The sequence below is a fragment of the Chelativorans alearensis genome (assembly GCF_010993735.1).
In the GTDB taxonomy this organism is placed as follows: Bacteria; Pseudomonadota; Alphaproteobacteria; order Rhizobiales; family Rhizobiaceae; genus Chelativorans; species Chelativorans alearense.
Window position 1 is genome coordinate 188314 of the sequence record NZ_WQNI01000013.1, and the last position, 21945, is coordinate 210258.

Genomic DNA, 21945 nt, shown 5'->3' on the forward strand with positions numbered 1-21945 from the left:
AGTGTCCGCGCACCCTCTCTTCCCAGCAAAGGTTAGCGTTATTGCATATGAGTCGTTTTTGCCGGCTTCGCCGGGACCCCCACCCCTTACCCCTCCCCTCAAGGGGGAGGGGGATTCTGAGACGTCGACGCCCCCCTCCCCCTTGAGGGGAGGGGTAAGGGGTGGGGGTCCGATCAGGGACTCAGAATCCATAAGCGATAGCCCCAAGGGAAGAGAAAAGGCGCTCTTTCGCCCGCGTCTATAGCGTGTTTGCAGGGACGGTGAAATGGGGCTCTCAATCGCCTCAATCCAGTGCCTTCAACCGGTAGAGCGCCTCCAGCGCTTCCCTCGGTGTCATCTCGTCCGGATTGACGGCATCGAGCGCTTGCCTGAGACGATCCGCCTCTTTCGGCTTTGCCGGCTCGTGGCGGGCGGCGGCGGTGAAGAGAGGCAAGTCGTCGGCCAGCCGATCCGCCTTGCCGCCGGTCTCCCCCTCCTCCAGCCGGTGCAGGACCTCCTTCGCGCGCTCCACCACCGCGGCGGGCAACCCCGCCAGGCGGGCGACCTGGACGCCGTAGGAACGGTCGGCGGCACCGCGCGCGACCTCGTGCAGGAAGATCACCTCGCCCTCGAACTCCTTCACCCGCATGGTGACGTTGGCAAGGCGGGGGAGCTTTTCGGTAAGCGCCGTCATCTCATGGAAGTGGGTGGCGAAGAGGGCGCGGCAGCGGTTCTTCTCATGCAGGTATTCGACGGCCGCCCAGGCGATGGAGAGGCCGTCGAAGGTAGCCGTGCCACGGCCGATCTCGTCGAGGATGACCAGGGAGCGTTCGCCGGCCTGATTGAGGATGGCGGCGGTCTCGACCATCTCGACCATGAAGGTGGAGCGGCCTCGGGCAAGGTCGTCGGAGGCGCCGACGCGGGAGAAGAGACGGTCGACGACGCCGATGCGGGCAAGGCGCGCGGGCACGAAGGAGCCCATCTGGGCCATGACGGCGATCAGCGCGTTCTGGCGCAGGAAGGTGGACTTGCCGCCCATGTTCGGGCCGGTCAGTAGCCAGATGGCACCGGCCTTTTCGCCCTCCGCCGGCGACAGGTCGCAATCGTTGGCGACGAAAGGCTCGCCGAGCTGGCGGCGCAGCGCCTGTTCCACCACCGGATGGCGGCCGCCCTCGATGTGGAAGTCGAGGCTGTCGTCGACGGCGGGACGGCAGTAGGCTTCGCTCTCGGCAAGGGTGGCGAGGGCGGCGGAGACGTCGAGCACGGCGAGCGCCTGCGCGGCGGTACGGAGCGGCTCGGAGGCGGCAACGACTTCCGATATCAGGCGGTCGAAGACGGTGAGCTCGATGGAAAGCGCCCTGTCGGCGGCGTTGGCGATCTTGGTTTCGAGCCCTGCGAGCTCGGTGGTGGTGAAGCGCATGGCGCTGGCCATGGTCTGGCGGTGGATGAAGCGGGCCTTGGCTTCATCCGTGCCGGTCATGACCTGGCTGTTATTGGCCGTCACCTCGATGTAGTAGCCGAGCACGTTGTTGTGGCGGATCTTCAGGGAGCGGATGCCCGTCTCCTCGACCAGATCGCGCTCCATGGCGGCGATGACGCGGCGCGACTGGTCGCGCAGCGCCCGCATCTCGTCCAACTCGGCGTCGTAGCCGGCGCGCACGAAGCCGCCGTCGCGCTTCAGGAGCGGCAAGTCTTCGGCGAGCGCCTTTTCCAGGTGGGCGGCGAGATCTGCGGGGAGCGCGGCCAACTGCGCGAGGGCGCGGGCGAGTTCGGACGGCAGCTCCTTATCGCGCAGGAGGCCGGCAATCGACACGGCGGCTTCCAGCCCGCCGGCGAGCGCGCCGAGATCGCGCGGGCCGCCGCGGTTGAGGGCGAGGCGGGAGAGCGCGCGGCTGATGTCGGGCACGCCCTTCAAGAGCTCGCGCAGGCCCTCGCGCAGGGTCGCTTCCTCAAGGAAGAAGGAGACGGAATCGAGGCGCTCGCCGATGGCCCCGGGGTCAGTGAGCGGAGATGTCAGGCGTTCGGCGAGCAGCCTTCCGCCGGCGCCGGTCGCCGTGCGGTCGATGGCCTTGAGCAAGCTGCCGTCACGCTGGCCGGAAAGCGTGCGGGTAAGCTCCAGGTTGGCGCGGGTGGAGGGGTCGATGAAGAGGCTGGCGCCCTCCTCGTCGCGCTCGGGGCGGCCAAGCGGCGGGCGTTCGGCCTTCTGCGTCTTTTCCACATAGGCGACGGCGCCGGAGATGGCGGAAAGCTCGGCGCGCGAGAAGCGGCCGAAGCCGTCGAGGGTGGCAACGCCGTAGAAGCGGGAAAGGCGGGCGGACGCACTGGACGAATCGAAGAAGCTCGGCGGCTGCGGGTTGGCGACGCGGCCGAGCGTATCGAAGACCGGGCGCAGGGCTTCGTCGTGGTAGACGGGCTCGGCGACGATCAACTCGCGCGGGTCGACGCGCAGGATGTCGGCAAGAAGCCGCTCGGGCGTGGTGGAGACAACGCGGAAGGTGCCGGTGGAGATGTCGATCCAGGCGAGCGCAAGCTGCTCCTCCCCGCCCTTCACGCGGCCCAGTGCCATCAGGTAGTTGGCTTCGGAAGGGTCGAGGAGCTTTTCCTCGGTAATGGTGCCGGGGGTGACGAGGCGGACGACATCGCGGCGCACCACGGACTTGTAGCCACGCTTCTTGGCCTCCGCCGGGTCCTCCATCTGCTCGCAGACGGCGACGCGGTGGCCGAGCGCGATGAGCTTCTGCAGGTAATCGTCGGCCGCATGCACCGGCACGCCGCACATGGGGATGTCTTCGCCCTGGTGCTTGCCACGCTTGGTGAGCGTGATGCCGAGGCCGCGGCTTGCCACCTCCGCATCCTCGAAGAACAGCTCGTAAAAATCGCCCATGCGGTAGAAGAGCAGCGAGTCGGCGTTGGCCGCCTTGATCTCGATATACTGCTGCATCATCGGCGTCGCGCCGGCTGCGGATGCACCCACTGCGGCGGCCTCACGCTGACGGATCGGCGTTTCGTCGTTCAAGAAGCGCCCCTTCAAAAAACGCGCGTTTAGCTCTGCTTGGCCATTTACCTACCGCAAGTGTAGCCTTATGCACGCGTGTTCGGCAAAACTCCACAAGAAGCCGACATGGGAGGGAGCGGAGGAGCGTGGCGGAGATGGACAAGACTGAGAGACAGGGCCCCTCGGTGAGCCCGCAGGAGGCGCTGGATTTCCACGCCTCGGGCCGACCGGGCAAACTGGAGGTCAACCCGACCAAGCCGATGGCCACGCAGCGGGACCTCTCGCTGGCCTATTCGCCGGGCGTGGCCGTGCCCGTGAAGGCGATCGCCGAGGATCCGAGCCGCGCCTTCGACTACACGACGCGGGGCAACCTTGTAGCGGTGATCTCCAACGGCACGGCGATCCTGGGGCTCGGCAATCTCGGGGCGCTGGCCTCGAAACCGGTGATGGAGGGCAAGGCGGTGCTATTCAAGCGCTTTGCCGATGTCGATTCCATCGATCTCGAGGTGGACACCGAGGACGCCGACGAGTTCGTCAACTGCGTCAAGCTGCTTGGCCCTTCCTTCGGCGGCATCAACCTTGAAGACATCAAGGCGCCGGAGTGCTTCATCATCGAAAGCCGGCTGCGCGAGTTGATGGACATCCCCGTCTTCCATGACGACCAGCACGGCACGGCCATTATCGCCATGGCCGGGCTCATCAACGCGCTCGATCTGACGGGGCGCGACCTGAAGACGACGAAGCTCGTCTGCAACGGGGCGGGTTCGGCCGGCATCGCCTGCATCGAACTGGCCAAGGCGATGGGATTTGCGCCGGAAAACGTCATCCTGTGCGACACGAAAGGTGTCGTCTACAGGGGGCGCAAGGAGGGCATGAACCAGTGGAAGTCGGCCCATGCGGTGGAGACCGACAAGCGCACGCTGGCAGAGGCGCTCGAGGGCGCGGATGTGGTTTTCGGCCTTTCGGCCAAGGGCGCGCTGACGCCGGCCATGGTGCAGTCCATGGCCAGGAACCCGATCATCTTCGCGATGGCCAATCCGGACCCGGAGATCACACCGGAGGAGGTGGCCGAGATCCGCACTGACGCCATCATGGCCACGGGGCGCTCGGACTATCCGAACCAGGTCAACAACGTGCTCGGCTTTCCCTATATCTTCCGCGGTGCGCTGGATGTCAGGGCGACCACCATCAACGAAGCGATGAAAGTGGCGGCGGCGGAGGCCCTGGCTGCACTTGCCCGGCAGGACGTGCCGGACGACGTCGCGGCGGCCTATCAGGGCAACCGGCCGAAATACGGGCCCAACTACATCATCCCCGTGCCGTTCGATCCCAGGCTGATCTCGGCCGTACCGGTGGCGGTCGCCAAGGCGGCGATGGATACGGGCGTGGCGCGGCGGCCGATCCTCGACATGGAGAAATACGCCAACGAGCTTTCCGCTCGACGCGACCCGATCGCCTCCACACTGCAGCGCATCCACGACCGGGTGCGCCGCCAGCCCAAGCGCGTTGTCTTCGCCGAGGGCGAGGAGGAGCAGGTGATGCGGGCGGCCGTCTCCTACGTGAACCAGAAGCTGGGCACTGCAATCCTTCTAGGCCGCGAGGAGCAGATGCAGGAGACGGCGCGCAACGCCGGCGTCGACCTCTCCCGGCCCGGCATCGAGCTCATCAACGCCCGGCTGTCGCGGCGCAACGGCATCTATGCCCACCATCTCTACGAGCGGATGCAGCGCAAGGGCTATCTCTTCCGCGACTGCCAGAGGCTGATCAACAACGACCGCAACCACTTCGCCGCCTGCATGCTGGCGCTTGGGGATGCGGATGCGGTGGTAACGGGGCTGACGCGCAACTATTCCACCGCGCTCGACGATATACGCCGCATCATCGACGCCCGGCCCGGACACCGCGTCATCGGCGTATCGATCGCGCTGTGCCGCGGGCGCACGGTGCTGGTGGCCGATACGGCCGTCCACGATATGCCGACCTCGGAGGAACTTGCCGACATCGCCGAGGAAGCCGCCGGCATGGCGCGGCGCATGGGATACGAGCCGCGCGTGGCCATGCTCGCCTATTCCACCTTCGGCCACCCGCCGGGCGAGCGCTCGGCCAAGGTGCAGGAAGCCGTTCGCATTCTCGACAAGCGGCGCGTCGACTTCGAGTATGACGGCGAGATGGCGGCGGACGTGGCGCTCAACCCGCAACTGATGCAGCAATATCCGTTCTGCCGCCTGTCGGGGCCGGCGAACGTGCTGGTCATGCCGGCGTTCCACTCGGCCTCGATCTCCACCAAGATGCTGCAGGAACTGGGCGGCTCGACGGTGATCGGGCCGCTTCTGGTGGGGCTCAACAAGCCGGTGCAGATCGTGTCGCTCAACGCCAAGGATTCCGACATCGTGAATATGGCGGCGATCGCGGCGTATAGCGCCGGGCAGTAGGCGGCGGAATCAGCTGTCGGAAGGGCTTTCCCGTCCGCGATCGCGGGCGGCGGCGAGGCGCTTCGGCGCCTGCATGCGCCAAGCGCGCTCCAGCCGGTGGCGAAGCTCATCAGGGGCGATGCGGTGGATGCGCGCCAGGATGGCGGGCCAGCCCCTGTAGTGGTCGGTCTCATAAAAGATGTCGGGCGCGGCGGAAAGGAGCATCTCCTTTTCCTCCAGCGGACACATCAGGACGATGGTCTCGGGATCTTTCACCCTGGCCAGGAACTTCTTGCGCACCTTCAATGAAGGCGTGCCGTACGATGTGCTTTCTTCCACCTCGGGCAGGCCTGCGGCGGCTTCGCGCAGCCGCTCGAAGGCCTTGCCCCAGGCGCCGTCACTCACCCATTCGCCGCCTGTACGGCGCGCTTGGCCATCACGGCGATGAGGTTGGCGCGGTATTCGGCGGAGGCGTGGATGTCGGTCATCAGGCCGTCGGCCGGGATGGTGACGCCATCGAGAGCGGAGGCGTCGAAGGAGGAGGAGAGCGCCTTCTCGATCGCCTCGGCGCGGAAGACGCCGTTCTCGCCGGCACCCGTGACGGCGGCACGCACGCCATCCGCCCGCCTGGCCACGAAGACGCCGGTGAGCGCATAACGCGAGGCCGGGTTGGGGAATTTGCCGTAGCCCGCCTTCTCCGGAACGGTGAAGGAGACGGCGGTGATGATCTCGTCGTCCTCGAGCGCGGTCTCGAACAGGTCGACGAAGAAATCGTCGGCCGAGATCTCACGCTTGTTGGTGTGTACGGTGGCGGCGAGCGCCAGAAGGGCCGCCGGGTAGTCGGCCGCGGGATCGTTGTTGGCGATGGAGCCGCCGATGGTTCCCATGTGGCGCACATGCGGGTCGCCGATATGGGTGGCGAGATGGCAGAGCGCCGGGCAGGCTTTGGCGAGCGCAGCGTTTTCGGCCACCTCCGCATGGGTGGCGGCGGCCCCGATCTTCACCTTGTCGCCTGAGACCTCGATGCCCTTGAGGTCGGCGATGTGGCGCAGGTCCACCAGGTCGGACGGCGCGGCGAGGCGCTGCTTCATGGTGGGGATGAGCGTCTGCCCGCCGGCGACATACTTGCCGTCGTCGGCATCGTTCAACAGCTTCACCGCCTCGGAAACGGAGGATGCGCGGTGGTAGGTGGTCTGGTGCATTGGGTTCTCCTCTTCGAGGTCGATGAGCGAGGTAGTGAGTAGTGAGTAGTGAGTAGTGAGTAGTGACCTCTCTGTGGGCTCGACGCCGATCTCAAGCCTCCACTACTCACTATCTCCCTATTCACTATCCCCTATTCACTGATTTCTCCGCATCGCCGCCCACACCTTCTGCGGTGTTGCCGGCATGCTCAGGTCGTTGTTGCCGATCGCGTCCGTTATCGCGTTGATGATCGCCGGCGGGGAGCCGATGGCACCGGCCTCGCCGCACCCCTTGACGCCGAGCGGATTGCCAGGGCACGGGGTGTTGGTGGTCGATACCTGGAATGACGGAAGGTCGCCGGCGCGCGGCATGGTGTAGTCCATGTAGGAGGCGGTGACGAGCTGGCCCGAGGTCGGATCGTAATGGCAGCCCTCCAGAAGCGCCTGGCCGATGCCCTGCGCCAGCCCACCATGCACCTGCCCTTCGACGATCAGCGGATTGATGATGTTGCCGAAGTCGTCCGACGCCACGAACTGCACGACGTCGGTGTGCCCGGTCTCCGGGTCCACCTCGACTTCGGCGATGTAGCAGCCGGCGGGGAAGGTGAAGTTGGTCGGGTCGTAGAAGGCGCCCTCCTTCAGGCCGGGCTCCATGCCCTCCGGCAGGTTGTGCGCCGTATAAGCGGCGAGCGCCACCTGGAACCATGGCAGGGTCCGGTCCGTGCCGGCGACCTTTGCCTCGCCGTTTTCGATGACGATGTCGCTCTCGTCAGCCTCCAGAAGGTGGGCGGCGATCTTCTTCGCCTTGGCCTCGACCTTGTCGAGCGCCTTGACGATGGCGCTGGCGCCGACAGCGCCGGAGCGCGAGCCGTAGGTGCCCATGCCCATCTGCACCTTGTCCGTGTCGCCGTGGACGATGGAGACCTGCTCGAGCGGCACGCCGAAACGTGAGGCCACCACCTGGGCGAAGGTGGTCTCGTGGCCCTGGCCGTGGCTGTGCGAGCCCGTCAGCACCTCGATCGTGCCGGCGGCGTTTACCCGCACTTCGGCCGACTCCCAGAGACCCACGCCGGCGCCGAGGCTGCCAACCGCCTGGGAGGGCGCGATGCCGCAGGCCTCGATGTAGCAACTCATGCCGATGCCGCGTAATTTGCCCCTTTTCTTCGCCTCGTCGCGGCGGGCGGGGAAGCCGGCATAGTCGGCCTCGCGCATGGCGGCATCCAGCGAGGCTTCATAATCGCCCGCGTCATAATTCATGATGACGGGGGTCTGGTAGGGGAACTCGCGGATGAAGTTCTTGCGGCGCAGATCGGCTGGGGAGACGCCCAGCTCGCGCGCCGCCGTCTCCACCGTGCGTTCGAGCAGATAGGTGGCCTCCGGCCGGCCGGCGCCGCGATAGGCGTCCACCGGTGCGGTGTTGGTGTAGACCGCCCGCACGTTGCAGTGGATCGCCGGGATGGCGTACTGCCCGGAAAGCAAGGTGGCATAGAGATAGGTGGGCACGCAGGAGGAGAAGAGCGACATGTAGCCGCCAAAATTGGCGATGGTGTCGACCTTCAACGCGACCATACGGTTGTCGGCGTCGAAGCCGAGCGAAACCTCCGTGTGATGATCACGGCCATGGGCGTCGGTGAGGAAGCTCTCTGTACGGTCGGCGACCCATTTGACCGGCACGCCGGTCTTCTTGGAGGCCCACAGGCAGACGATCTCCTCCGGGTAGACGTATATCTTGGAGCCGAAGCCGCCGCCGACGTCCGGCGCGATGACGCGCAGCTTGTTCTCCGGCGCGACATTGTAGAAAGCGCTCATGACGAGGCGGGCCACGTGCGGGTTCTGGCTGGTGGTCCACAGGGTGAAGTGGTCCTCCGCCTTATCGTAGTGGCCGAGGGCGGCGCGCGGCTCCATCGCGTTGGGCACGAGGCGGTTGTTGACGAGCTTCATACGCGTCACATGGGCGGCGCCATCGAGCGCCTGGTCGACGGCGGAGGCGTCGCCGATCTCCCAGTCGTAGATGAGGTTGTTCTCGGCCTCGGGGTGGAGCTGCGGCGCGCCCTTCTCCAGCGCCTTGACCGCGTCGGTGACGGCCGGCATCTCCTCATAGTCGATCTCGACCGCCTCGGCGGCGTCGCGCGCCTGGCCCCTTGTTTCAGCCACGACGACGGCAACCGCCTCGCCCACATAGCGCACGCGGTCTGTGGCGAGCCCCGAATAGGCGCCCATCTTCATCGGCGTACCGTCCTTGGAATGGATCATCCAGCCGCAGATCAAGTTGCCGATGCCGTCGGTCTTTAACTCGGCGCCCGTCAGCACGCCGATGATGCCGGGCATGGCCTTGGCTTTCTTGGTGTCGATGCTCTTGATCGCCGCGTGCGCGTGCGGGCTGCGCACGAAGACGGCGTGTTTCATGCCGGGCACCACCATGTCGTCCACATAGCGGCCGAGGCCGGTTAGGAACCGCTTGTCTTCCTTGCGCGCCACTCTGGCGCCGATGCCTTCGATACCCATGACGTTCCTCCTCCGTCGGAATGGGAATAGCGAGGTAGTGAGTAGTGAAAGACAACGCTCTTGGAGAGCTTCAGTCTCCGGCTTGGCGCCGTTCGCTTCTATTCACCACTCACCATTCACTTCCTCACGCTGCCTTCGCCTTGCCGCTCATCGCCTCCGAGGCGGCCAGGACCGCCTTGACGATGTTGTGGTAGCCGGTGCAGCGGCAGATGTTGCCCTCCAGCTCCGCGCGCACGGTCTTCTCGTCGAGGCCCTGCGGATGGCGGCGGATCATGTCGACCGCGGCCATGATCATGCCGGGCGTGCAGAAGCCGCACTGCAGGCCGTGGTGCTCCTTGAAAGCGGCCTGCACGGGGTGCAGTTCGCCGCCCTCGGCGAGGCCTTCGATGGTGAGCACCTGCGAGCCCGAGGCCTGGGCGGCCAGCATGGTGCAGGACTTGACCGCCTTGCCGTCGAGGTGGACGACGCAGGCGCCGCACTGCGAGGTGTCGCAGCCGACATGGGTGCCGGTCAGGCCCTGGTTCTCACGCAGGAAATGGACCAGCAACGTGCGGTCCTCCACCGTGCCTGTCACCTTGCGGCCGTTCACCGTCATCGAAATTTCCGCCATGGGTCCCTCCTCAGGTCGGTCGTTGCCGTGATGCATCCGCCCACCACGGACGGTGGGTCATACCGACAGCTTAGCGCAGGCTGCGGGAGAGTCCATGACCATTTCGGAGGGGACGGAGCCATCTTGCAAAGCAGCGCAAGATCACTTGATCTTCGCCGGCGATGCGGGTATCAGGCGTCACGCATGGGATGCCGGCGCCAGCCGGCCTCAGCCGCTTTAGCTCAGTTGGTAGAGCATCGCATTCGTAATGCGGAGGTCGTCAGTTCGAGTCTGACAAGCGGCACCACCTTACGCCTTCGGCTTCGGGTGGCGGGTCACCCCTGTTTCGAGGCGCTGGGTTTGGCTGCCTCTCTTCTTTTCTCCTTTAGAAACCATCGTCTCCGCCGTCGGCCGCTGCACGGCGCTTGCTGCTTTCCAGGCGCAACTTTGCACGGCGCGGGCAAGCGGGGCGGCAATTTTATTGCTTGTGCCGGCACGCCGTGGTCCGCTTGTTGCTGCTTATTGTTTAGACAGGAATCTGTTTGACGTGCGCGTCATTTCGATGCCTAATCAGGCCTCCAACCAGGCTCGTTAAACGCGTTGCCTTCGGCGATATCCAGCCATGCTGTGTCGAACCGGAAGGGGGGAAGAAAAACGTCTATCCGCTTTTTCGACTGACAGGCGTCACGCAAATTTTCTCTTCCAGACGAAGCTGCGCTCGCGACCGAGCCAAATCAACAAACAATCGCGAAACGCGAAAAGATGGGAGTATTGAGTATGCTGAAACTTGCAGTTGTCCGGCCACTTCTGGCCGGCGCGCTGGCGGCCGCGGGTGTGGTCGCCGGGGCAAACATGGCGCTGGCTGAAACGACCTATATCCGCGGAAACGACGGCGATCCGGAAACGCTGGACCAGCACAAGACCTCGACCGTGGCCGAGGCCCACCTTTTCCGTGACCTCTACGAGGGGCTCGTAATCAACGACAGCAAGGCCGATGTCATTCCCGGCGCCGCGGAGAGCTGGGAAGTCTCCGACGACGGCCTGACCTACACCTTTAAACTGCGCGACGACGCGACATGGTCGAACGGCGACACGGTCACGGCGGAGGATTTCGTCTTTTCCTTCCAGCGCATCATGACGCCGGAGACAGGTGCGAAATACGCCAACATCCTCTTTCCCATCAAGAACGCCGAGAAGATCAACAAGGGCGAGATGGAACCCACCGAACTCGGCGCCAGGGCGATCGACGAGAAGACGTTGGAGATCACGCTAGAGCAGCCGACCCCCTATTTCATCGAGCTCCTGACCCATCAGACCGGTTTGCCGGTGCACAAGGCGAGCGTCGAGGAACACGGAAGCGATTTCGTGACGCCGGAAAACATGGTGACCAACGGCGCCTACACCCTCGTCTCCTTCACGCCCGGCGACAAGATCGTGATGGAGAAGAACCCGGAATTCCGCGAATCCGACAGCGCCGCCATCGATCGTATCGAATATCTGCCGATCGAGGACCGCGCCACCTGTGTGCGCCGCTTCGAGGCGGGTGAGGTGCATAGCTGCTCCGACCTGCCCACCGAGCAGATCACCTCGCTGAAAGAGCGCCTGGGCGACCAAGTCCGCATCGCGCCCTACCTCGGCACCTACTACTTCGCGCTCAACACCGAAAAAGAAGCGCTGAAGGATCCCAAAGTGCGGCAGGCGCTCGCGATGGTCATCGACCGCGAATTCCTGGCCGAGGAGATCTGGGCCGGCGCCATGCTTCCCGCCTATTCCCTGGTGCCTCCCGGCATCGGCAACTACGAAGGCGGCGGCGCCACGGTCGAATGGGCGGAAATGTCCCCGCTCGACCGAGAGGACCAGGCGATCGCGCTGATGGAGGAAGCCGGCTACGGCCCCGACAATCCGCTGACGCTGGAAATCTCCTACAACAACTCGGAGAACCACAAGAACACCTCGACGGCCATCGCCGATATGTGGAAGCCACTGGGGGTCAATGTCACCTTCAACGTGCGTGACCTCTCGGCGCACTATGCGACGCTGCGGGATACCAGCGACTACGAGGTGGCGCGCGCAGGCTGGATCGGCGATTATTCCGACCCGCAGAACTTCCTGTTCCTGGTGGAGAGCGACAATACGGGCTTCAACTACGCCAAGTACAAGAACCCCGAATACGACGCCTTGATGGACCAGGCGGCGGCGGAAGGCGATCTTGAGAAGCGGGCCGAGATCCTTCGTCAGGCGGAGACCGTGTTCCTGCGTGACATGCCCTTCGTTCCGCTGCTCTTCTACTCGTCCCTCTCGCTGGTCTCGCCCAAGCTGCAGGGCTGGGAGGACAATATTCGGAACGTTCATCCCACGCGCTTTATGAGCCTCTCCGAATAACGTCGCGTTTGGCGGCTGCGCGCTTTCCACGTATGCGCGCAGCCGCTGCGTGCACAGTCGAGAGTTAGACAAGCCAATGTTCGGCTATGTATTGCGTCGCCTGCTCGGGGCGATCCCGACGCTGTTTCTCGTCATAACCGCGTCCTTTTTCCTGATGCGTGTGGCCCCCGGCGGGCCCTTCGACCAGGAACGCGCACTCGAAGCGAAGGTGCTGGAGAACCTGAACCGGGTCTTCCATCTCGATCGCCCGGTGTGGGAACAGTATCTCTATTATCTCGGCAACCTGGCGCGCGGCGACCTGGGGCCTAGCTTCATCTACCGCGATTTCAGCGTGCAGCAACTGCTCGCGAACGGGCTGCCGGTGTCGATCCAGCTCGGCGGCCTGGCGCTTGTCGTGGCTCTCCTGGCGGGCTCCGTGCTCGGCACAATCGCCGCGCTCAGGCAGAATTCGTGGATAGACTACAGCGTGACGGCCGTGGCGACATTCGGCATCACGGTGCCCAATTTTGTCGTGGCGCCACTCCTGTCGCTGATCTTCGGCGTGTGGCTCAGCATGCTGCCGGCCGGCGGCTGGGGCGGCGGCAGCCCGCAGAACATGGTTCTGCCCGTCATCACGCTGGCGCTGCCGCAGGTGGCGATCGTCGCCCGCCTTATCCGCGGCTCGATGATCGAGGCACTCCGCTCCGACCACGTGCGGACGGCGCGTGCCTACGGCCTGCCGACGCGTATGATTGTCGGCGTCCACGCGCTGCGCGCGGCCTGCCTGCCCGCGGTCTCCTATCTCGGACCTGCGGCGGCCGCGCTTCTGACCGGCTCGGTCGTGGTGGAGACGATCTTCGGCCTGCCGGGCATCGGCCGCTACTTCGTGCAAGGGGCGCTCAACCGCGACTACACGCTTGTGATGGGCACCGTCATCATCATCGCCGTCTTCGTGGTGGTCTTCAATCTGATTGTCGACCTCCTCTATGCGGCGCTCGACCCAAGGGTGCGCTATGACTGATATCGCCACCAACACACCCGCGGCCATTATCGGCGAAGGCGTGAAAGGCCGCTCGCTGTGGGCCACCGCCTTCATGCGCCTGCGCCGCAACAAGGCGGCGATGGTAAGCCTCGGCATCCTCATCGTCTTCATCTTCGCCGGCCTGTTCGGGCCGATGCTGGCGCCGCATCACTACGCCAACGTCTATCCGAACTTCGTCAAGGTGCCGGCGAGCCTGGAGGCCTATCCGCGCGAGGACGAGATCCTGCCGGCGGCCGAAAGCGTCGCGGCGCGCATGCGGCTCGATATCGATGCGCTGACGATCGATGGCGGGACGCTGCGCGTGGAGGCATCCTCCAGCCGTGAAATCGACCCGCGCGTGACACGCTACCTCGACCGCTCGGACCTGTTCTCCAACGCCCGCATCGTCGAGCAGAGCGCGGACGGCCGGCACGTGACGATGGAAGCCGACGTGCACCGGCTACGCTTCATCTTCGGCACGGACGCCAATGGGCGCGACCTCTTCGCGCGCGTGCTCATCTCCATCCGCATCTCGCTGATGATCGGTGCGCTGGCGACGGGCGTGGCGCTCCTCATCGGCGTTGCATGGGGAGCGACGGCCGGGTTCCTCGGCGGGCGCATCGACAATATGATGATGCGGGTGGTCGACATCCTTTATGCGCTGCCCTTCACCTTCTTCGCCATCCTGCTGGTGGTCTTCTTCGGCCGCAACATCGTCCTGATGTTCATCGCCGTCGGCGCGGTGGAGTGGCTCGACATGGCGCGCATCGTGCGCGGGCAGACTATCTCGCTCAGAAGGCGCGAGTTCGTGCAGGCGGCCGAAGCGCTGGGGGTGAGTTCCGGCGGCATCCTGCGCCGCCACATCATCCCCAATACGTTGGGACCGGTCATCATCTATATGACGCTGCTCGTTCCCAAGGTGATCCTTCTGGAAAGCTTCCTTTCATTCCTCGGGCTCGGCGTGCAGGAGCCGCTGACGAGCCTGGGCGTGCTGATCGCCGAGGGCGCACGCAACATGCGCGGCGCCGCCTACATGCTCCTCTATCCCTCGCTGGCGCTCACCCTGCTTCTCTTCGCCCTCAACTTCCTTGGCGACGGACTGCGCGACGCGCTCGACCCGAAGGATCGCTGAGATGGAAAAGATGGCGGAAACGATCTTCGACATACGCGACATACGCGTCACCTTCGATACGCCGGACGGCGCGGTCGAGGCGGTGCGTGGGGTCGATATGCATGTGAAAGCCGGGGAGACGGTGGCCGTGGTGGGCGAATCCGGCTCGGGAAAAAGCCAGATCATGATGGCGGCGATGGGGCTTCTGGCCTCCAACGGCCGGGCCGAGGGCTCCGTCACCTATCGCGGGCAGGAACTGGTCGGCCTGCCGCGGGAGAAGCTCAATCGCGTCCGCGGCGCCAAGATCACCATGATCTTTCAAGAGCCTATGACCTCGCTCGACCCGCTCTACACCATCGAGCGGCAGATATCGGAGCCTCTGCGTGTGCATGGCGGGCTGTCGGCTTCCGCGGCGCGGAGACGGGCGCTGGAGCTTTTGAAGCTGGTGCACATCCCCGAGCCGGAGCGGCGGCTGAGGTCCTATCCGCATGAGTTGTCCGGCGGGCAGCGCCAGCGTGTGATGATCGCCATGGCGCTTGCCAACGGCCCGGATCTCTTGATCGCGGACGAGCCGACGACGGCGCTGGACGTGACGATCCAGGCCGAAATCCTGGGGCTCCTGGCTGAACTGCAACACAAGCTCGGCATGGCGATCCTCTTCATCACCCACGATCTGACCATCGTCGAGGCCTTCGCCGACCGGGTGTATGTGATGCAGCACGGCAAGGTGGTGGAGGAAGGGGCGACGGAGCAGATTTTCAGCCGCCCCACGAAAGACTACACGAAAATGCTGCTGGCCGCCGAACCCGAGGGGCACAAGCCGCCGGTGCCGAAAAGCGCGCCGATCCTGCTCGACGCCGACAAGGTGTCGGTCACCTTCTTCGCCAGGGGCGGGCTGTTCTCACCCGGTTTCGCGCTGAAGGCGGTGCAGGATGTGACGCTGAGCCTGAGGGCGGGCCAGACGGTGGGCATCGTCGGCGAGTCGGGCTCGGGAAAATCGACGCTTGGCCGGGCGCTGCTGCAATTGCTGCCGTCGGAAGGACGCGTCGTCTATCAGGGTGTGCCCATCCAGGGCTTCGACCGCGCGGCCATGCGGCCATACCGGCGGAACCTGCAGATGGTGTTCCAGGACCCGTACGGCAGCTTAAGCCCACGCATGACGGTGGGCGAGATCATCACCGAAGGGCTTCTGGTGCACGAGCCGGGGCTTTCGGCCGGCCAGCGCGTGGAGCAGGCGATGGAGGCACTCAAGGAGGTGGGGCTGGACCCGGCCATGCGCAACCGCTTCCCGCACGAGTTCTCCGGCGGCCAGCGCCAGCGCATCGCGATTGCCCGTGCCGTGGTGCTGAAGCCGACGGTGATCGTTCTGGACGAACCGACCTCGGCGCTCGACCGGTCGGTACAGAAGCAGATCATCACGCTCCTGCGGCGCATCCAGCGAAGCCACAACCTGTCCTTCATCTTCATCAGCCACGACCTGGCCGTGGTGAAGGCATTGGCCGACTACACCATCGTCATGAAGTCCGGCCGGGTGGTGGAGGAGGGCTTGACGGACGAGGTCTTCGAGCGCCCCAGGAGCGACTATACGCGCGATCTCATGGAGGCGGCCTTCAACCTGAGGCAGGTGCTGAGCCGGCAAGCGGAGGCGCGGGCGTAGAGCCAAAGCAGCCCCAAAACGCCGTCGCCCGCCAGCCCGCTCAAGCCGCCTTCCTGGCGAGCCGCGCGCGGATGCTCTCGACATCGGCACGCGGCGTGGCGGCGAAGAGGGTCTTGGTGTAGTCGTGCCGGGGGTTGGAGAAGACCTCGTCGCGCGTGCCGTACTCCACCGCCTCCCCGAAATACATCACCATCACCTCGTCGGCGATGTAGCGCACGACCGAGAGGTCGTGGCTGATGAAGACGAAGGTGAGGCCGAACTCGTCCTGCAGGTCGGCCAAAAGGTTCAAGACCTGCGCCTGCACCGACAGGTCGAGGGCGGAGACCGGCTCGTCGAGCACGAGAAGCCGCGGGTTGAGCATGAGCGCGCGGGCAATCGCGATGCGCTGGCGCTGACCGCCGGAGAACATGTGCGGATAGCGGTTGAAGTGCTCGGGAGCGAGGCCGACCTTCTTGAGCATCTGCATGGCGCGCTCGCGCCGCTCGCCCACGGGAATGTTGGAATTGATGATGAGCGGCTCCATCAACACGTCGCCGATCTTCTGGCGCGGATTGAGCGAGCCGTAGGGGTTCTGGAAGACGATCTGCACCTTGCGGCGCAGTTCCGGCGTCAGCCCTTGTCTTAAGATGTCGACCTTTTCGCCGTCGATGAAAAGTTCGCCGGCGGTGGGCGCGTCGATCATCGTGATCATGCGCGCCAGCGTCGACTTTCCGCAGCCGCTCTCGCCGACGATGGCCAGCGTCTTGCCCTTCTCGAGCTTGAAGCTGACGCCCTTCACGGCGTGCACGGTGCGGCCCTGGCGGAAGAGACCGCCGCCGATGTGGTAGTCGCGGACGATGTCGCGGGTTTCCAGCACGATCTCGCTCATGTGCGCGCTCCCGTGTAGGGCGTGTCGTCGAGGGCGAAGTCGGAGACGGTGGGCAGACGGTCGCCGACGGCATTCTCCGGCAGGGCGGAAAGAAGCGCTCGCGTATAGGCGCTCTTCGGCGCCTCGAAGAGGGAGAGCACGTCCGCCTCCTCCATCTTGCGTCCCATGTACTGGACGACGACCCTATCCGCCGTTTCGGCTACGACGCCCATATCATGGGTGATCAGGATCATGCCCATGCCGGTCTTGGCCTGCAGGTCCATGAGCAGGTCGAGGATCTGCTTCTGGATGGTGACGTCGAGTGCGGTGGTCGGCTCGTCGGCGATCAGAAGCTTCGGGCCGCAGGCGAGCGCGATGGCGATCATGACGCGCTGGCACTGACCGCCCGACATCTGGTGCGGAAAGGCGCCGAGGCGGTCTTCCGGTTCGGGGATGCCGACGGATTTCAGAAGCTCGATAGCACGGCGGTGGCGGGCCGCCCGGTCGAGATCGGTGTGCTGGCGCAGCGTCTCCTCGATCTGGAAGCCGACGGTGAAGCACGGATTGAGGCTGGCGATCGGCTCCTGGAAGATCATGGCGATATCCTTGCCGACGATGCGCCGCCGCTCGGCGGGCGAAAGGTTGAGGATATCGCGGCCCTGAAAGGCCATGCGGTCCGCCGTCACTGTGGCCGTCCAGGGCAGCAGCCCCATGACGGCGAGCATGGAGACGGATTTTCCGGAGCCCGATTCGCCGACGACCGCCAGCACCTCGCCTTCCTCCACCGACAAGGAGATGCCGTCGACGGCGCGCAGCTTGCCGCCTGCGGTGTCGAACTCGACAGTGAGGTTTTCGATCTCGAGCAGGGACATCGTCACGACCTCTTCAGTTTCGGATCGAGCGCGTCGCGCAGGCCGTCGCCCATCAGGTTGATGGCAAGCACGGTGACGAGGATGGCGATGCCGGGGAAGGTGACCACCCACCAGGCGCGCAGGATGAACTCGCGCGCCTCGGCCAGCATGGTGCCCCACTCCGGCGTCGGCGGCTGCGCACCCATGCCGAGGAAGCCGAGTGCCGCTGCGTCGAGTATGGCGGTGGAGAAGGAAAGCGCGGCCTGGACGATGAGCGGTGCGGTGCAGTTGGGCAGGATGGTCTTGAACATCAGCCGGATGTTGCCGGCGCCGGCGACGCGCGCCGCCGTCACATAGTCCCTGCCCTTCTCCGCCATCACCGCGGCGCGGGTAAGCCGCACGTAATGCGGCTGCTGCACCAGGGCGATGGCGATCATCGCATTGGCGAGCCCCGGCCCCAGGATGGCGACGAGCACCAGCGCAAGGAGCAGCGACGGGAAGGCCAGGATGATATCCATCATGCGCATGACCACCGTGTCGACCGCGCCGCGGAAATAGCCGGCCATCAGGCCGACGAAGATGCCTACGGTGACGGCGAGGGAGACGACGACGACACCGATGAAAAGCGAGAAGCGCGCGCCGTAGATGAGGCGCGAGAGGATGTCGCGTCCGACCGCGTCCGTGCCGAGCACGAACTCCCAGCGCCCGCCGTCCTCCCAAACCGGCGGCAGGAGGAAGGCGCCGCGATTCTGAATGCTGGGGCCGTGCGGGGCAATGAGGGGCGCCAGGACGGCGATGGCGACGATGATGACGAAGACAACCAGGCCGATGACGGCGCCCCGGTTCTGGCGGAAATAATACCAGAACTCGGCGAGTCGCGCGCGCCGGCCTGCAGCGATAAAGGTGCCGTCTTCAAGGCCGATGGCCGCGTTTGGGTCTTTTGTGTTCGTGCTGGCCATGGCTCAGTGCCTGATCCTGGGATTCACCAGACCGTAGAGCATGTCGACGATCAGGTTGACGATCATGATGATGCCGGCGATCAAAAGCAGCCCGCCCTGCACCACCGCGTAGTCGCGCTTGAACACGCTATCGACCATCCACTTGCCTATGCCCGGCCAGGAGAAGATGGTCTCGGTGAGGATGGCGCCGGCCAAAAGCACGCCGACCTGCAGGCCGATGGTGGTGATGACCGGGATGAGCGCGTTGCGCAGCGCGTGAAGGCCGATGACGCGGCGCGGCGGCAGGCCCTTGGCGCGGGCCGTGCGCACATAGTCCTCGCCCAGCACCTCGAGCATCGCCGAGCGCGTCTGCCGGGCGATCACGGCGAGCGGGATGGTGGCAAGCACGACCGTCGGCAGGACGAGATGTGAGACGGCGGACTTGAAGGCGCCTTCCTGGCCCGACAGCAGGCTGTCGATAAGCATGAAGCCGGTCACCGGCGGGAAATAGTAGAGCAGCGAGATGCGGCCGGACACCGGTGTCCATTGCAGAATGCCGGAGAACAGGATGATGAGGAGCAGGCCCCACCAGAAGATGGGCATGGAATAGCCGACCAGAGCCGAACCCATGACGGACTGATCGAGCCACGAGCCGCGCCTTACCGCCGCCAGCACGCCCACCGGCACGCCGATGAGGACGGCGAGCATGATGGCGCAGAACGACAGCTCCAGCGTCGCCGGGAAGAGGGTGAGGAACTCCTGGAGCACTGGCCGCTTGGTGACGATGGAGGTGCCGAAATCACCTTGCAGCAGGTCGAGCAGGTAGTTGAAATACTGCACGACCAAGGGCTTGTCGAAGCCCATCGCGGACTGGAGCTGCTGGTAGCGCTCCTCGGTCATGCCGCGCTCGCCGGCGAGCAGCGTGATGGGATCGCCGGGCAGCAGGCGAATGAAGGAGAAGGCGATGATGGAGACCCCGATGAAGGTCGGGATCAGCAGCGCCACCCGTGAAAACAGAAAGCGGAACATGAAACAGTAAACACCGGCGGCAGCTCATGCTGCCGCCGGTTCCCAATCATCGTGAGATCTGTCTATTCGGCGATGTCGACGCCTTCGAAGGCGTGACCGCCGAGCGGGTCCATCTTGTAGCCGGTCACTTCCTTGCGCATGGGCATGTGGACGACCGAATGGGCGATTGTGGCCCACGGGGCCTCGCGCTTGAAGACGACCTGGGCCTCCTCGTAGAGCTTGGCACGTTCCTCCTGCGAGCTCAGCGTCTTGGCCCTCTGGATCAGATCGTTGAACTCGTCGTTGCACCATTGTGCGCGGTTGGCACCGCCAACAGCATCGCAGCCGAGCAGAACGGCGAGGAAATTGTCCGGATCGCCGTTATCGCCCGTCCAGCCGAGAAGCACGGCGCCGTCGCGATCGACTGCCTTGGAACGTTCGAGATACTCGCCCCACTCGTAGGAGACGATCTCGACATCTACGCCCACCTGGGAGAAGTCCTCCTGGATGAGCTCGGCCATGCGACGGGCGTTCGGGTTGTACGGGCGCTGCACGGGCATGGCCCAGACTTTCATGGAAAGATCACTCACGCCGGCTTCCTCAAGCATCTGCTTGGCGGCTTCCGGATCGTACGGATCGTCCTCGATCGCCTCATTGTAGGACCACATGGTCGGCGGGATGGGGTTCTTGGCCGCCTGGCCGGCGCCCTGGAACACGGCGTCGAGGATGGCTTCCTTGTTGATCGCCATGTTAAGCGCCTTGCGCACCTCGGGCTTGTCGAACGGCTCCTGCTGGGTGTTGTAGGCCAGATAGCCCACATTCAGGCCTTCCTGCTCGTCAACTTTGAGCGCCTCATTGGATTTCAGGCTCTCGATGTCGGCGGGATTCGGATAGGGCATGATGTGGCATTCGCCGGCGATCAGCTTTTGCTGGCGAACCGAATTCTCCGTCGTGATGGCGAAAACCAGATCGTCGATCGGCTGCTTGCCTGCCCAGTAGTCCGGATGCGCCTTATAGCGGATCACAGCATCCGGCTGATAGGCGACGAACTGGAACGGCCCGGTGCCGACCGGCTTCTGGTTCAGATCGGACAGACTGCCGCTCTCGGCCAACTGGTCGGCGTATTCCTTGGACAGGATGGAAGCAAAATCCATCGCCAGGTTGGCGATCATCGGTGCTTCAGGCCGGTTCAGCACGAATTTGACCGTCAGATCGTCGACCTTCTCAATGGACTTGAGGAGGTCGGGCATCGACATGCCGTTGAAATACTCCCAGGATGCGCCTTCGACATAGGCGTGGAAGGGGTTGTCCTCCTTGAGCTGACGCTCGAAGGAGAACAGCACGTCATCGGCGTTGAAATCGCGGGTCGGCGTGAAGAAGTCCGTCGTGTGGAACTTGACGCCCTCGCGCAGGTGGAAGGTGATCTCCAGTCCATCGTCGGAGATCTCCCAGCTTTCGGCGAGGCCGGGCACGGTATTGGTGGTTCCGGGTTCGAACTGGACCAGGCGATTGTAGACTGTCTTCGACGAGGCATCGAAGGTGGTGCCGGCGGTGTAAAGGGCCGGATCGAAGCCCTCGGGGCTGCCCTCCGAGCAATAGACGAGCGTCTTGGCGCCCGCCGCGCCGCTCAGCATCGTGGCAGCCAGCAGCGCGGCCGCGAATGTCAGTTTCGTTTTCATGGGATTCTCCCTCTTGTTATATCGAGCCCTTCCCACAGGCTCTTGGAAGCCGCATATAAGCAAAGTTCTCTTGGGGAGGAAACTCCTCTCGGAGTAATAAAATTTCGCATTTCGTGAATTTTGTTTCACAAGGCATTCGAATGATGGACTTGGCCGCACGGCCGCCGGCACGTTGAGAGAATGGGGGTGGCGAAGCCTCGGCAAGGTGGCGGCAAGCGGAAGTGAGGAGGTATTTATGGCCGGTGACTGGATCGACAGCGTTCTCTCCTTCTGGTTCGAGGAGATCGCGACGGAGGACTGGTTCAAAGGCAACGGCAAGCTGGACGAGACCATCCGCCAGCGCTTCGGCGCGCTGCACGAGCGGCTGAGCGCCGTAGCGCCGAAGGAGGCGGCCGAGGATGCCCGGGCGGCGCTCGCCGCCATCATTCTGTTCGATCAGTTTCCGCGCAACATGTTCCGCGGCACCGCCAAGGCTTTCTCGACCGACGACCTTGCCATCCGGATTGCGCGCGAGGCGGTCGAGAAGCGGCTGGACGAAGGGCTGTCCAATGAGCAGCGGCAGTTCCTATACATGCCGTTCCAGCACTCGGAGGTCCTGGCGGACCAGGAGCATGCGGTGATGCTGTTCAAGGCGCTGGGCGACGAGGAGGCGCTGCGCTACGCCGTCGAGCACCGGGACATCATAGAGCGCTTCGGCCGCTTTCCACACCGCAACCGCGCGCTGGGCCGCGTCAGCACACACGACGAGGAAGCCTTTCTGGAGGGGCACAAGGGCTTCGGGCAGTAACTGCAGCATCGGGCTTGCCGGTGCG

16 protein-coding genes and 1 tRNA gene are annotated in these 21945 nt (G+C 64.7%); 7 read left to right on the forward strand and 10 right to left on the reverse strand.

All coding sequences use genetic code 11. The features are described from left to right. Positions 1–283: 283 nt before the first annotated feature. The gene (gene mutS, locus GPJ75_RS19750; protein ID WP_343036318.1) at positions 284–2977 is read right to left on the reverse strand and encodes a DNA mismatch repair protein MutS; all 2694 of its coding nucleotides are present in this window, start codon (positions 2975–2977) and stop codon (positions 284–286) included. A gap of 152 nt (positions 2978–3129) precedes the next feature. On the opposite strand from mutS, the gene GPJ75_RS19755 reads away from it, so the two are divergent. After that, the gene (locus GPJ75_RS19755) at positions 3130–5406 is read left to right on the forward strand and encodes an NADP-dependent malic enzyme (protein WP_163270497.1); all 2277 of its coding nucleotides are present in this window, start codon (positions 3130–3132) and stop codon (positions 5404–5406) included. 9 nt (positions 5407–5415) lie between these two features. Here the strand turns inward: GPJ75_RS19755 and GPJ75_RS19760 are convergent, their stop codons facing one another. From GPJ75_RS19760 to GPJ75_RS19775, 4 genes are all read right to left on the reverse strand, one after another. Further along, the gene (locus tag GPJ75_RS19760; protein WP_163270499.1) at positions 5416–5790 is read right to left on the reverse strand and encodes an MmcQ/YjbR family DNA-binding protein; all 375 of its coding nucleotides are present in this window, start codon (positions 5788–5790) and stop codon (positions 5416–5418) included. After that, on the reverse strand, positions 5787–6587 hold the full coding sequence (locus GPJ75_RS19765) for an FAD binding domain-containing protein (protein WP_163270501.1): 801 nt from the start codon (positions 6585–6587) through the stop codon (positions 5787–5789). Before GPJ75_RS19765 ends, GPJ75_RS19760 begins: the two co-directional genes overlap by 4 nt. Positions 6588–6722: 135 nt before the next feature. After that, positions 6723–9071: a xanthine dehydrogenase family protein molybdopterin-binding subunit gene (locus GPJ75_RS19770; protein ID WP_163270503.1), complete on the reverse strand. Its 2349-nt coding sequence runs from the start codon at positions 9069–9071 to the stop codon at positions 6723–6725. 124 nt (positions 9072–9195) lie between these two features. Then, positions 9196–9681 (reverse strand): (2Fe-2S)-binding protein, encoded by a 486-nt coding sequence (locus GPJ75_RS19775; RefSeq protein ID WP_163270505.1) that lies wholly within the window; start codon positions 9679–9681, stop codon positions 9196–9198. Positions 9682–9891: 210 nt separating this feature from the next. Between GPJ75_RS19775 and GPJ75_RS19780 the strand changes: the two genes are divergently transcribed. The 5 genes from GPJ75_RS19780 to GPJ75_RS19800 all read left to right on the forward strand — a co-directional run bounded on the left by GPJ75_RS19780 (position 9892) and on the right by GPJ75_RS19800 (position 15810). Further along, positions 9892–9967, forward strand: a tRNA-Thr gene (locus GPJ75_RS19780). A 470-nt stretch (positions 9968–10437) separates the two neighbouring features. Further along, positions 10438–12042, forward strand: coding sequence for a peptide ABC transporter substrate-binding protein (locus GPJ75_RS19785; RefSeq protein WP_163270507.1), 1605 nt, complete (start codon positions 10438–10440; stop codon positions 12040–12042). 76 nt (positions 12043–12118) lie between these two features. Beyond that, on the forward strand, positions 12119–13042 hold the full coding sequence (oppB, locus tag GPJ75_RS19790; RefSeq protein ID WP_163270509.1) for an oligopeptide ABC transporter permease OppB: 924 nt from the start codon (positions 12119–12121) through the stop codon (positions 13040–13042). Then, on the forward strand, positions 13035–14174 hold the full coding sequence (locus tag GPJ75_RS19795; protein WP_163270512.1) for an ABC transporter permease: 1140 nt from the start codon (positions 13035–13037) through the stop codon (positions 14172–14174). Before oppB ends, GPJ75_RS19795 begins: the two co-directional genes overlap by 8 nt. Before the next feature lies 1 nt (position 14175). Then, entirely contained in the window at positions 14176–15810 is a 1635-nt protein-coding gene (locus tag GPJ75_RS19800) for an ABC transporter ATP-binding protein (RefSeq protein ID WP_163270514.1), read from the forward strand. 40 nt (positions 15811–15850) lie between these two features. On the opposite strand, the gene GPJ75_RS19805 is transcribed toward GPJ75_RS19800, so the two are convergent. The 5 genes from GPJ75_RS19805 to GPJ75_RS19825 form a co-directional block, all read right to left on the reverse strand. After that, positions 15851–16678, reverse strand: coding sequence for a dipeptide ABC transporter ATP-binding protein (locus tag GPJ75_RS19805; RefSeq protein WP_163270516.1), 828 nt, complete (start codon positions 16676–16678; stop codon positions 15851–15853). After that, positions 16675–17529, reverse strand: a complete 855-nt coding sequence (locus GPJ75_RS19810; RefSeq protein ID WP_163270518.1) for an ABC transporter ATP-binding protein — start codon at positions 17527–17529, stop codon at positions 16675–16677. Before GPJ75_RS19810 ends, GPJ75_RS19805 begins: the two co-directional genes overlap by 4 nt. A gap of 2 nt (positions 17530–17531) precedes the next feature. Next, the gene (locus GPJ75_RS19815; RefSeq protein WP_163270520.1) at positions 17532–18467 is read right to left on the reverse strand and encodes an ABC transporter permease subunit; all 936 of its coding nucleotides are present in this window, start codon (positions 18465–18467) and stop codon (positions 17532–17534) included. 3 nt (positions 18468–18470) lie between these two features. Continuing rightward, positions 18471–19475, reverse strand: coding sequence for an ABC transporter permease subunit (locus GPJ75_RS19820; protein ID WP_163270523.1), 1005 nt, complete (start codon positions 19473–19475; stop codon positions 18471–18473). 62 nt (positions 19476–19537) lie between these two features. Continuing rightward, positions 19538–21133 carry an ABC transporter substrate-binding protein gene (locus tag GPJ75_RS19825; protein ID WP_163270525.1) on the reverse strand — a complete coding sequence of 532 codons (1596 nt, stop codon included), beginning with the start codon at positions 21131–21133 and terminating at the stop codon, positions 19538–19540. 235 nt (positions 21134–21368) lie between these two features. Here GPJ75_RS19825 and GPJ75_RS19830 point away from each other — a divergent pair, with 235 nt between their 5' ends. Continuing rightward, a complete protein-coding gene (locus tag GPJ75_RS19830; RefSeq protein WP_163270527.1) occupies positions 21369–21920 on the forward strand; it encodes a DUF924 family protein in 552 nt (183 codons plus the stop codon). The last annotated feature ends 25 nt before the right edge of the window (positions 21921–21945 follow it).